Origin of the sequence: Magnetospirillum aberrantis SpK (genome assembly GCF_011022235.1) — a bacterium.
Classification (GTDB): Bacteria; Pseudomonadota; Alphaproteobacteria; order Rhodospirillales; family Magnetospirillaceae; genus Magnetospirillum; species Magnetospirillum aberrantis.
The window spans coordinates 119,093-131,125 of sequence record NZ_JAAIYP010000038.1 but is presented as its reverse complement, the minus strand read 5'-3'; the positions used below and the strand labels follow the sequence as shown (position 1 = coordinate 131,125).

Sequence of the window (12,033 nt, the reverse complement as noted above, 5' to 3'; positions counted from 1 at the left end):
AATATCCTGTTGACGCTAGAACAACTGGGGCGCGCTGTGGCCGACAGCGGATTGATCACCAGCCAGATCGGTGCGGCGGGCGCCTATGCCCAGGCCGACCGGCTTGCCGTGACCATCCCGGTTCGTCCCATAGATCCTGTCCGCCAACGCTTCGAGGTCGAGGACCGCGACGCCGCCAAGCGGGCCGCGGTCGATTCCCAAAGCGACGCCGAAGCCGTCGCCTCCCAGAGTGAAAAGACGGGCCAATCCGACCAAAGCAACGTCTCGACAGGCTCGGGCTGGGCTGGGTCGGGATTGTTGGGGGCCTTCACCTCCTTTCTGGCGCGCCTGTTCGCCGACAGCGGTTCCGCTGATGCCGCCACCTCCACCGAAGGGACTGCCCGCGCTGGGGCTCAGGCCTATGCCCGGACCGCGTCTTCCGTTGAAGCCGGCAACTATAGAGACGTTGACGTCATGTCTCCGGCCTTCCCGCGGTTGTCTTCCGGGCGGGCGGTGGATCTATCCGTCTAACGTTTTCTTCCTCGTCATTGTCGGCTGTTTCTATAGGCCTTGTGTCCTTGTGCTGGGTGCAACGGGCGCTGTCTCGTTGCGTCCCTGGCCGTGTTGACGCTGATCAACGCCTTTATTTCGGATTCCCACACTGGTAATACCGCGCGGGAGGATGCATATACTCTGGTGCGGAAAGCGTCCGGGGATGTTCCTTCGCCGGTTGGATCGTCCCGGTTGTGTATTGCGCTGTTTAATATAAACTAAATAAATACAGTATATTTCCGGCAGGATCAAATGAACGAACTATATAAGTCGTTAATGGAATAACAATCTGGGTTGCCTGTTTCTTGAATTCAGACTATGCACGGGAGTTGATGCCTATGCCTGATACAGCGGACAACCCCCGCGACTATGACGCCAACATCCAGAGTCAGTTGAGAACGATGACCGCAAACACTGAAACAAAAGCTGCTCGCCCGGCTAATCGGGCAAACGACACGGATCGGCATGTGGGTGCGCGTATTCGCGAGCGCCGCATCATGCTTGGACTGTCCCAGCAACAAATGGCCGATCTGATCGGCGTGACCTATCAACAGGCCCACAAGTACGAACGCGGCATCAACCGCATTTCTGCTGGTCGGCTTTACGAAATCGCTCAGGTCTTGGGTGTGCCCGTCAGCTATTTCTTCGAAGGGCTGAACAGCGAGCGCAGCACCGACCTGACCGCGCGTCAGCGCATGTGCCTGGAACTGGCTCGCAATTTCGCCAGCATTTCCAACGAAAAGCATCAGGAAGCGCTGTCGCAGTTGGCTCGGGCTCTCGCTGCGGAATAAGGCTGCTTTTCAGTGCCGTCATCACACTGCGGGGTGGCCGAAAGGCCGCCCCGCAGTGTTTTGAGGCGACGTCTACCGTAACGAGAGTGGTCTGACCACTATCTCCCGTTATGAGGCGCGAGCCGGTTCACGGCCCAGCGTGCGGTTTCGCGAACGGTCTCGTTCGGGTCGTCCACATGGGCGCGGGCGGAATCGATCAGACGGATATCGTCGCTGTTGCCAATGGCCACCAGGACGTTGCGGAGCCAGCGGTCACGGCCGACGCGCTTGATCGCCGATCCCGAGAACACCTCGCGGAAACTGGAATCGTCCAGTTCCGCCAAGTCGCTCAGGCGCGGCGCCACCAATTCCATGCGCGGCAGGAAGTCGGCTTCACGGGTCGGCGGCGCGAACTTGTTCCATGGGCATGCCGCCATGCAATCGTCGCAGCCGTAGACGCGGTTTCCCATCAGGGGCCGCAAATCCTCGGGGATGGCGCCCTTGTGTTCGATGGTCAGATAACTGACGCAGCGCCGCGCGTCCACTTGGCCGTCGGCGACGATGGCCCCGGTGGGGCAGGCGTCGCGGCACCGCGTGCATTTGCCGCAATGGTCTGGTTCCGGCGGGTCGGCTTCGATCTCCAGGGTGGTGTAGATTTCCGACAGGAACAGCCACGATCCGAACCGTCGTGACACCACGTTGCTGTGTCGTCCCTGCCAGCCGATTCCCGATTGCGCCGCCAGCGGCTTTTCCATCACCGGCGCGGTGTCCACGAACACCTTGAGTGCGCCGCCGAAACTTTCCACCATCCAGCGTCCCAGCGCCTTGAGGCGACGTTTCATCAGATCGTGGTAGTCCTTGTTGCGGGCATAGACGCTGACATGGCCGCGCGTGGGGTGGGACAGGGTCGCCAGCGGGTCGCCGGCCGGGGCGTAGCTGGTGCCCAGCACCACCACCGAGCGGACGTCGGGCCACAGGCCCTTGGGGGCGGCCCGTTGCTCCCTCCGCTCCTCCATCCAGGCCATGGTGCCATGGCGGCCGTCGGCGACGAACGCTTCCAGTCCGGCGCTCCACTCGCCGTTCGCCGGGGCGAAGCCGACGGCATCGAAGCCGAGTTCCAGCGCCTTGGCGCGGATGGCTTCCTTTACGGTTGCGGGGTCAGCCCCGGCCACGATAGGGGGGGACGCCCTGATCGGGCAGGAACAGGCCCTTGGGCGGTTCGCCGGTCTGCCAGAACACGTCGATGGGGATGCCGCCGCGCGGATACCAATAGCCGCCGATGCGCAGCCATACCGGCGACAGCGCGTCCACCAGCCGCTTGGCGATGCCGATCGTGCATGCCTCGTGGAAGGCGCCGTGGTTGCGAAAAGAGCCCAGGAACAGCTTGAGCGACTTGGATTCCACCAGGGTTTCGTCGGGGACGTAGTCGATGACGATATGGGCGAAGTCGGGTTGGCCGGTGATCGGGCACAGCGAGGTGAACTCGGGGGCGACGAAGCGCACCAGATAATGGGTGCCCGGATGGGGGTTGGGCACGGTCTCCAGCACCGCTTCGTCCGGGGTGGACGGCAGGCCGGATTTCTGTCCCAGTTGGGTGAGGTGGGGGTAATCGGCCATCACGCGCTCATTTTCTTGATGGTGTTGGTGGTGCTTTGACCCGCCACCAGGTCGGCCAGCACGACGCGGCCGCCCCAGCTCTGGACGTCGGCGGCGCCGACCACGGTGTCGACGGTGTAGTCGGCCCCCTTGACCAGCACGTCGGGCTTGAGCGCGCGGATCAGTTCAAGCGGCGTATCCTCGCCGAAGATCACCACCAGATCGACGGCGGCCAGCGAGGCCAGGACGGCGGCGCGGGCCGATTCCGACTGTACCGGCCGGGTCGGCCCCTTGAGCCGGCCGACCGAGGCATCCGAGTTCAGCCCCACCACCAGCCGGTCGCAGTGGTTTTTGGCTTGGTTCAACAACGACACATGGCCGGGGTGCAACAGGTCGAAGCAGCCGTTGGTGAACCCCACCTTCATTCCCTTGCGCCGCCAGCGTTCCAGCATGTCGGCGGCGGTGTCGCGGTCGGCCACCTTGGTTTCGGCCGTCATGATCTCGTCGTGATGCAGGGCCGCCACCACCTCGGCCGCGTAGGCGACGGCGGTGCCGACCTTGCCGACCACGATGCCGGCGGCGACATTGGCGATGCGTGCGGCGTCCAGCAGCGTCGCGCCGGATGCCACCGCCGCCGCCAAGGTGGCGACGACGGTGTCGCCGGCGCCCGACACGTCGAACACTTCGCGGGCTTCGGCCGGCAGGTGGTGCACCTCGCCCTTGGCGGGCACCAGGGTCATGCCGTCCTGGCTGCGGGTGACCAGCACCGCCTCGACGCCGCAGGTCTCGATCAGCCGCCGCGCCGCCACCACCACCGCCGCGTCGGTGTCCACCGCCATGCCGGTGGCTTCGTGCAGTTCCTTGCGGTTGGGGGTCAGAAGGCTGGCGCCGCGATAGCGGGTGTAGTCGGTGCCCTTGGGATCGACGATGACCTTTTTGCCCATGGCCTTGGCGCGGGAGATCAGTTCGCTCACCACCGGCGGCGCCAGCACGCCCTTGCCGTAATCGGACAGCACCACCACTCCGGCCCGCTCGAGCAGGTGTTCGGCACGGGCCAGAACCTGATCGCGGCTGAGCTGAGCCAGCGGCGCGCGGGTTTCGCAATCGGCGCGCAGCAATTGTTGGGAACTGGCGAAGAAGCGGGTCTTGATGGTGGTCTGGCGCCCTGGTTCGATCACCAGACAGGGGTCGATCTCGTGATGTTCGCCCAACAGCCGTCCGACCTCGCGTCCGGCCTCGTCGTCGCCGACCACGGCGACAAAGGCGGGATGGGCCCCCAGCGCCACCAGATTGCGCACCACGTTGCCGGCACCGCCCAACATGGCGTCTTCGCGTTCGGTGCACAGAACCGGGATCGGCGCCTCGGGCGAGATGCGGTCCACCGAGCCATAGACAAAGCGGTCCAGCATGGCGTCGCCGATGCACAGCACCGGCGTTCCCTTGAGCTTCTCCACCCGTTCCACCAGCGCCGAGATTTCCGTCATGTCACACCCTGTCGCAAGTCTTCGGGTGCGTTACCCCACGGCTGGAAAGGATGCAAGAAAAACTCAACTGCTCAGGAAGCAGCGGGTGTCGCCTTCGAGCACCAGCGCCGTCAGATGGCCGGAATAATAGGCACCGGTGTCGATGCCGATGCGGTGGGGGCGGATATCGGGGGTGGGGGTGGGGGTGTGCCCATGCACCACCACGAAATCCGCCGGGCGCACGTCGTCCAGGAAGCCTTCGCGGATCCACAGAAGGTCGGATTCCAGTTGCGCGTCCAGTGGCACGCCGGGGCGGATGCCGGCATGGGCGAAGACGTAGTCGCCTTCGCGATGGGTCAGCGGCAGACGTGACAGAAACCGCAGATGCGCGGGCGGCAAGGCGCGGCTCAGTGTCAGCCTGAGCCCGTCCAGGTCGTCAAGGGGGCGCTCGGGCACGTCGCCGGCATAGGACCTGAGCGTGTCGAGACCGCCGTTCAGGCACCATGCCCGGCCGGTGCCGTTCGCCGCGCCGTCCACGAAGCGCAGCATTTCGTCCTCGTGGTTGCCGCGCAGGCAGATCCATCGGGCGTCGGCCAGGGCGCCGCCTTGCGGGGCGCCATGCGACAGCCGTTCCACCACGCGCCGAGAATCGGGGCCGCGGTCCACGTAATCGCCCAGGAACACCACGGCCACCCGTTCGGGCCGGGCATGTGCGCAATCCGCCTCGATGCGGATCAAAAGCCGTTCCAGCAGGTCGGCGCGGCCATGGATGTCGCCCACCGCGTAGACGCGGTTGCCGGCGGGAACGCGGGCGGCGAGTTTGGGGCGATCCGAACCGGGCATTTGCATTTCGCTCTAGGAGACCCTGGGGCGGCGATGTAGATTACAAGACAGAAAGAAGTTTGCGCCATCCACCGGCGAAGAACAACCATCGCCAGGCGCGGCCGGATTTTGTCCGCGCCGGCTCACCAGAATGGGGACGGGATGAACGCGACGGCGTTCGGTGACAGGCCACAGGAAATCGTCACGTCGGAAAGCCTGCTTTTCGACGCGGCCGAACGTGTCGGTCGAATCCGCGAAGGCCGTCTGGCGCTGCACCTGCATCTGTCGCAATTGCTGCCGGCGAATCGCGAGGACGCCAAGATCCGCATCGCGTTCCGCATGTTCGAAAGCATGGTCGACATGTTTCGTGGCCAGCTTTTCCTGCTGACCAATTCCGACATCATGCTGATCTGCAAGGACGCGCGTCTCGCCGACCTTGACGCCATCGTCTACAAACTGCGCGCCCTGTTTTCCAAGGATCCGCTGACCTACAGCGAAGCGGCCCATGGCGAGGACCGTTTCGCGACGTATTACGACCTGGAAAGCGAGTACGACACCTTCTTCGCGGTCTGCGGCCAGTTGTTGAACCAGGCCAAGAAGCGTCAGGTGGATGCCCGCACCGCGCCGCAGATCCAACAGCTTGACGCGCGCAACCTGAACCGCGTGCTGGAGGCCATCGGTGCCACCGACATCGCCGGCGTGGTGCGGCGCCAGCCCTGTGTCCGTTTTTCCGACAAGATGACGGCCGAAGTGGCGTTCCAGGAATTCTTCATGTCCATCGCCGACCTGCAAAAGGTGCTGGCGCCCGACGTGAACATCTTGTCCAACCGCTGGCTGTTCCAGCATCTGTGCCAGTTCCTGGACCTGCGGGTATTGTCGGTGTTGCAGGACGCGGGCTTCCGCAAGCTGCCGGCGGCGTTCTCGGTCAACCTCAACATGTCTTCCATCAACTCGCCGGCCTTCCAGAATTTCGAGGCGGCCATCCGTGGCCGTGCCGGCCTGGTGGTGGAGTTCCAGTTGATGGACATCTTCAACAACCTCGAAGCCTTCTTCAAGGCGCGGGACTTCCTGCGGTCGCGCGGCCATCAGACCGTGCTGGACGGCATGAGTCCGATCACTCTTCAGTTCATCGACGCCGAGCTTTACCAGACCGATTTCGTCAAGGTGAACTGGTCGGGCGACATGGCCGACGACGTGGTGACCGCCGACATCCACAACGCGCTGGGGCCGGTTGGCCTGGAGCGGGTCATCCTGGCGCGGTGCGACACCGAAAGCGCCATCGCCTGGGGCCTGAACCAGGGTATTCGCCATTTCCAGGGCCGCTATATCGATTCCATGGTGGCGGCGGTGACCATGGCGCAATGCGACAAGGCTTCCGCCTGCACCTTGGCGCAATGTTCCCAGCGTCACGGCGTCATTTCGGGACGGCCGCGCGTGGAATGCGGCAACAACGACATGCTCGACGCCTTCCCGCCCTTGCGCGTGCTGCGATAGGAGCGGCCATGTTCGGTTCCCCCTCCGCCGCCCCGCGTGCCAACGCCCAGGAAAACCTGCTGATCGACTACCTGCATCGGCTGGAACGCCATCGTTCCGAACGCCGGGCGGTGCACATCCACCTTTCGGAACTGCTCAGCCAGAACCGGCGCGACCATCACATGCGCATTGCCGCCAGCACCTTCGAAGGGCTGGTCAAGATGTTGCAGGCCCAGGTGTTCACCCTGGCCAACGCCGACCTGATGGTGGTGTACAAGGCCCAGGCCCAGGACGAGGTGGAATCGGCCATCGTCAAGTTGAGGTTCCTGTTCTCCGACGATCCGCTGATCATCGACGACGCTCAGGGCCGCAAGGGCACGTTCTGCACGTGGTACGACCTGGAACGCGAGTATGACGTCCTGGTGGCGCTGGCGCAGAAGATGCTTCAGGAGGAGCAGGACCGTCGCCGTGCCGAACAGGAACGGACCGCCCGCGACACCCGTCAGCAGGACAAGCCCAAGGGCGCGCCGTTCACTCCCGACCTTCTGGCGCGCGTCGAGGCGGCCTTGGGCCAGGCCGATCTGGCCAATCTGATGCGGCGCCAGGCGGTGTGCGCGGTGGTCGGCCAGGCACCGCCGCAGCCGGTGTTCCACGAATTGTTCATTTCCATCGCCGACCTGCGTCAGACGTTGATGCCCAGCGTCAACATGAATTCCAGTCCCTGGCTGTTCCAGCAGTTGACCGAGACGCTGGACCGCCGCGTGCTGAGCTTGCTCAACAAGCACGACGACCGCACCTTGGAAGGCGACATCAGCATCAACCTCAACGTCTCGACCATCCTGAGCCCTGAATTCATGGTGTTCGACGACAACGTCAAGGCCGGCATGCGCGGCACCATCGTGCTGGAACTGCAAAAGGTCGATATCTTCGCCGACCTGGGGGCCTATCTGTTCGCCCGCGACTTCGCCCATGATCGCGGCTATCGCATCTGCATCGACGGGTTGAGCTATTCCATGCTGCCCTTCGTCGATCGCGAACGGTTGGGGGCCGATCTGATCAAGCTGATCTGGGACCCGAGCTTGACCGAGGAACGCGACAAGAAGACCGACGCGCTACGCCGTATCGGCGTCACCCGCATCATCCTGGCTCGGTGCGACACTCCCTCGGCCATCGAATACGGCCATTCGGTGGGCATCACCTTGTTCCAGGGCCGCCATGTGGAACAGACCCTGGCCGGCGATGTGCGCCGGCGGGGTATCCGCGCCCGTCCCCGTCAGTATTGATCCCCCGCGCCCGTCGGCGTCGGCATCGGAGCGCGGGGGACGGTGACGAGTGCTCAGACGCATTCAAATGCGTCTGAGCACTCGCTTTGCCTTTGGCGGCTGCGCCTCCGGCGCAAGTCTGGCTCAAACGCCGCTCGGGCTTGGTACATTGAAGAATCTGAATGCTTCAATGCACTAGCTGCAACTGCCGCAGCACGAAGCCCCTTCGCGGGCCCGCGCGATCCGCACGCGCCATACTTCCGGGCCCTGCTCCACATAGCTCCACTCGAACTTGCCGGAACGCTGGGCGCCGAATTGGGCATAGAGCGGCCGGGGGTCGTGGTCGGCGGCCAGGATGAAGGCGCCGCCCGGGGCCAAGGCGTCGAAGGTGGAGAAAACCAGGGCGTGACGCTCGGCGGGCGCGATGGCCCGGACGTCGAGGACGGTTTCGGTCATGACGGTGCTCCTTGTGGGCGAAAGAGGCGTCAGCCAAGCAACAATGCGGGGTGTGCCGCCTTGAGCCCGGTCAAGATCACGGTTTGCGTCGGCGCCGGCTCTCGCCTATATCCGGTGGATGCAAGACTTCGCCCTTCAGGTGGACGGCCTGAGCAAGCATTTCGGATCGGTGGTGGCGGTGGACGGCGTGTCGTTCACAATTGCCCGCGGCGCCACCGTGGCCTTGTTGGGCGGCAACGGTGCCGGCAAGACCACCACCTTGTCCATGTTGCTGGGCCTTTTGCTGCCCAGTTCCGGCACCATCCGGGTCCTGGGCGAGGACATGGTGCGGCATCGCTATCGGGTCCTGCCGCGTCTTAATTTCTCCAGCCCCTACGTGGACCTGCCGCATCGGCTGAGCGCCCGCGAGAACCTGACGGTTTACGGCCACCTTTACGGCGTGCCGCATCTGAAGGCGCGGGTCGGCGAACTGGAACGCGCGCTGGAGCTTTCCGAGTTCCTTGACCGCCCGGTGGGCAAGCTGTCGGCCGGCCAGAAGACGCGGGTGGCGTTGGCAAAGGCGCTGCTCAACCGGCCGGAATTGCTGTTGCTGGACGAACCGACGGCATCGCTCGACCCCGACACCGCCGACTGGATGCGCGGTTATCTTCGGGATTACCAGCGCGCCAGCGGCGCCACCATCTTGCTTGCCTCGCACAACATGACCGAGGTGGAACGCATGTGCGACGACGTCCTGGTGCTCAAGGGCGGCCGGTTGGTGGACCAGGGCGCGCCGTCGGCATTGGTTGGCGAATACGGCCGTGCCACGCTGGAAGAGGTGTTCCTGGACATCGCCCGCGACCGCCGTGCGGAGACCATGCCATGAGCACGTCTTCCGCCGCCCGCCGGGTCTTCGCCATGATGCTGCGCCATCTCTACATCCTGCGCGGGTCGTGGCCCCGTGTGCTGGAAATGGCCTATTGGCCGGCGGTCAACATGGTGGTGTGGGGCTTCACCAGCCAGTTCTTCCAGGGCCATTCCGACTGGGTGGCCCGCGCCGGCGGCGTGCTGATCGGCGCGGTGCTGCTGTGGGACGTGATGTTTCGCGGCAATCTGGGGGTGGCGCTGTCGTTCATGGAGGAAATGTGGTCGCGCAATCTGGGCCACCTTTCGGTCAGCCCGCTCAGACCGCATGAATTGGTGGCCGCCATGCTGGGCATGAGTCTGGTGCGGACCATGCTGGGGGTGCTGCCGGCGGTGGCCTTGGCGATTCCGCTTTATCATTTCTCTTTGTTCGACCTGGGGCTGCCGCTGGTCGCGTTCTGGGTCAACCTGATGGTCAGCGGTTGGGCCATCGGCCTGGGCGTTTCCGCCCTGGTGCTGCGTTTCGGTCTGGGGGCGGAAAGTCTGGCCTGGGTGATGGTGTTCGCGGTGGCGCCGCTGTCGGGCATCTATTACCCCATCGCCACCTTGCCCGGCTGGCTTCAGCCGGTGGCGTGGGCGTTGCCGCCGGCCCATGTGTTCGAAGGCATGCGGGCGCTGATGATCGACAACTTGTTCCGGTGGGATCTTTTTTCCGGGGCGGTGGGGCTGAACCTTGTCTATCTGGTGCTGGCCGGGGCGTTGTTCCTGCGCACCCACCACGTGGCGCGGCGGCGCGGCCTGCTGCTCAACGTCGGCGAATGAGGTAGAGTGTTTCCATCCTGACAACGAGGCGTACCGTGTCCAACCTGCCCCCTTCTCCGTCGCTGTGGGCCGACGTGGTCGATCTTCGGGATTTCTACGCCACCAGCCTGGGCCAGATGGCCCAACGCATGATCCGCCGCCAGTTGCGGATGCTGTGGTCGGATGTGTCCGGCCAGCGGGTGCTGGGCGTCGGTTTCGCCACGCCCTATCTGCGTCCGTTCCTGGCCGAGGCCGAACGGGTGGTGGCGGCCATGCCGGCCAGTCAGGGCGTGTTGCCGTGGCCGCCCGAGGGACCGGGCATGACCTTGCTGGGCGACGAGACCGACCTGCCGTTGCCCGACCGCAGCATGGACCGGATCTTGCTGGTGCATGCCCTCGAATCCACCGAACAGGTGCGGGGCATGATGCGCGAGTTGTGGCGGGTGCTGGCCGATGGCGGTCGTCTGGCCATCGTCGTGCCCAACCGTCGCGGCATCTGGGCGCGGTTGGAGCGCACGCCGTTCGGCCAGGGCCGTCCCTACACCACCGGCCAGTTGGCGCGGCTGTTGCGCGACAACATGTTCACCCCGGTTTCCAGTTGCGGCGCGCTGTTCCTGCCGCCGACCAATTCGCGGGTGATGCTGCGCTCGGCCATGGCCATCGAGAATTTGGGGTGCCGTTGGTTCGAAACCTTCGCCGGGGTCAACATCGTCGAGGCGACCAAACAGATCTACGCCGCCACCGGCCTACGCCAGGGCAAGCGGCGGGGCTATCTGCCGGTGGCGCAGGGGTTCTCGCGTTCGGTCAGCGAGAGCTGAGGGAGGAGAAGTGGTCCAAGGCGGCTTGGGCCACGCGATCGCGTTCCTCGACCAGCCGCGCCACGCAAGGGACGTGGTCGTCGAACGTCAGGCGTTCGGCCAGGGCCGGTTGGGCCTCGCCCACCAGATTGGGCAAATCCTCGACCGGAAGGTTCAGGCTGCCCATGCATCCGACCCGACCGTCGGCGGTGGCGCGCAGCTTGGCTAGGCCGCAGGGCGCGGCGCAATGGCGGCCGGCATAATCCACCTGCCACAAATCCAGATTGCCGTGCCGTCCCTGCAACACCGTGCCCGAGGCCGAGGTGTAGATTGCCAGCCCGCGGGTGCCGAACAGTTTGCTCAGATGGGCGGGACCGCTGTCGGCGGTGACCACGAAATCCTGGGCCGCCAGGAAATCCAGCAATCCGGCGGTGGTGGGAAAGCCGGGCGACACCCGGACATCCTTGGGCAGCAATGGCACGAGCCGGCGTTCATAGGCCGGCTTCAAGCCCTGATAGGCGTTGAGCACCACCGTCACGTCGGCCTTTTCGTGCAAGGCGGTGGCGATGGCGGCGGCGACCTGGGGGGGCAGGGTGCGCAGCGGGCTGCTGGCCATGGGCAGGATGGCGACGGCGGGACGGCCGGCGGACAGGGGGCGGGGCGGCACCTCGACCGGGTCCAGCCCGAACCGCAGCAACAGCGTGGTTTCCACGTCCACCGGCTGGGTGGTCACGGTGTCCCAGCCATCCACTTCCCCCAGGTCGATGATGGGGAAATGGCCGTCCAGTTCCTTTTCCGAGACCACCAGCGGCAATACCCGCACGCCCGGTTCGCGGCCGAACAGGTCGCTGGCGGCGCCGGTGTTGGCGATGGTCACCCCGGCCTCGGGGAAGCGCCGGCGGAAGGCCCTGAGAAACAGCACCACGCCGACACAGTCGCCCAGCGCCTCGGACGGCAGGACGAACATCACCTTCTGGCGGCCGTAATCGCGGGCCCAGCGTTCGGCCGGCAGGGTGCGGAAATGGGCGCTTTCGGCGACGACGCGCGCCGCCGGGCCGGCTTGGCGCACCTGTTGCAGCACCAGACGGCTCCGGGTGTAATAGGCGCGGCTGCCGTCGCCGCCCTGACGGTGGCGGGACTCGGTGGCCGAGATGTGAAAGGAAAACGGCGCGTCGGCCCGGAACTTGACGAAGGCCGTCGGGCCGCGATGGGGGCTCAT

The 12,033-nt window shown here is 65.2% G+C and carries 12 protein-coding genes and 1 pseudogene; 7 read left to right on the top strand and 6 right to left on the bottom strand.

Annotated elements, in window-relative coordinates; all coding sequences use genetic code 11:
- Nucleotides 1-9 precede the first annotated feature (9 nt).
- The gene (locus tag G4223_RS11690; RefSeq protein WP_163679612.1) at nt 10-510 is read left to right on the top strand and encodes a hypothetical protein; all 501 of its coding nucleotides are present in this window, start codon (nt 10-12) and stop codon (nt 508-510) included.
- 422 nt (nt 511-932) lie between these two features.
- The gene (locus tag G4223_RS11685) at nt 933-1,322 is read left to right on the top strand and encodes a helix-turn-helix domain-containing protein (RefSeq protein ID WP_163680366.1); all 390 of its coding nucleotides are present in this window, start codon (nt 933-935) and stop codon (nt 1,320-1,322) included.
- Nucleotides 1,323-1,420: 98 nt separating this feature from the next.
- Here the strand turns inward: G4223_RS11685 and queG are convergent, their stop codons facing one another.
- From queG to G4223_RS11665, 4 genes are all read right to left on the bottom strand, one after another.
- Nucleotides 1,421-2,473, bottom strand: coding sequence for a tRNA epoxyqueuosine(34) reductase QueG (gene queG / locus G4223_RS11680; RefSeq protein WP_163679610.1), 1,053 nt, complete (start codon nt 2,471-2,473; stop codon nt 1,421-1,423).
- Nucleotides 2,460-2,918, bottom strand: coding sequence for a preQ(1) synthase (gene queF, locus G4223_RS11675; RefSeq protein WP_163679607.1), 459 nt, complete (start codon nt 2,916-2,918; stop codon nt 2,460-2,462). The genes queG and queF overlap by 14 nt, the downstream gene beginning before the upstream one ends.
- Nucleotides 2,918-4,381, bottom strand: coding sequence for a D-glycero-beta-D-manno-heptose-7-phosphate kinase (gene rfaE1, locus G4223_RS11670; protein WP_163679604.1), 1,464 nt, complete (start codon nt 4,379-4,381; stop codon nt 2,918-2,920). The genes queF and rfaE1 overlap by 1 nt, the downstream gene beginning before the upstream one ends.
- A 63-nt stretch (nt 4,382-4,444) precedes the next feature.
- Nucleotides 4,445-5,203, bottom strand: coding sequence for a metallophosphoesterase family protein (locus tag G4223_RS11665; RefSeq protein WP_205762487.1), 759 nt, complete (start codon nt 5,201-5,203; stop codon nt 4,445-4,447).
- A gap of 141 nt (nt 5,204-5,344) precedes the next feature.
- On the opposite strand from G4223_RS11665, the gene G4223_RS11660 reads away from it, so the two are divergent.
- Both G4223_RS11660 and G4223_RS11655 read left to right on the top strand, forming a co-directional pair.
- Complete coding sequence (locus G4223_RS11660; RefSeq protein ID WP_163679598.1) at nt 5,345-6,676, top strand: hypothetical protein; 1,332 nt, start codon at nt 5,345-5,347, stop codon at nt 6,674-6,676.
- A gap of 8 nt (nt 6,677-6,684) precedes the next feature.
- A complete protein-coding gene (locus tag G4223_RS11655; protein WP_163679595.1) occupies nt 6,685-7,938 on the top strand; it encodes an EAL domain-containing protein in 1,254 nt (417 codons plus the stop codon).
- 174 nt (nt 7,939-8,112) lie between these two features.
- Here the strand turns inward: G4223_RS11655 and G4223_RS11650 are convergent, their stop codons facing one another.
- Nucleotides 8,113-8,373 carry a DUF2249 domain-containing protein gene (locus G4223_RS11650; RefSeq protein WP_163679593.1) on the bottom strand — a complete coding sequence of 87 codons (261 nt, stop codon included), beginning with the start codon at nt 8,371-8,373 and terminating at the stop codon, nt 8,113-8,115.
- A 118-nt stretch (nt 8,374-8,491) separates the two neighbouring features.
- Between G4223_RS11650 and G4223_RS11645 the strand changes: the two are divergent.
- The 3 genes and pseudogenes from G4223_RS11645 to G4223_RS11635 all read left to right on the top strand — a co-directional run.
- Nucleotides 8,492-8,990, top strand: a pseudogene (locus tag G4223_RS11645) (ATP-binding cassette domain-containing protein); the annotation flags it as partial.
- Between the two features lie 244 nt (nt 8,991-9,234).
- Entirely contained in the window at nt 9,235-10,038 is an 804-nt protein-coding gene (locus tag G4223_RS11640) for an ABC transporter permease (RefSeq protein WP_163679589.1), read from the top strand.
- A gap of 62 nt (nt 10,039-10,100) precedes the next feature.
- Nucleotides 10,101-10,835: a class I SAM-dependent methyltransferase gene (locus tag G4223_RS11635; protein ID WP_241004101.1), complete on the top strand. Its 735-nt coding sequence runs from the start codon at nt 10,101-10,103 to the stop codon at nt 10,833-10,835.
- Here G4223_RS11635 and G4223_RS20240 read toward each other — a convergent pair.
- Complete coding sequence (locus G4223_RS20240; RefSeq protein ID WP_163679588.1) at nt 10,822-12,033, bottom strand: glycosyltransferase family 9 protein; 1,212 nt, start codon at nt 12,031-12,033, stop codon at nt 10,822-10,824. The two genes, G4223_RS11635 and G4223_RS20240, sit on opposite strands and share 14 nt — an antisense overlap.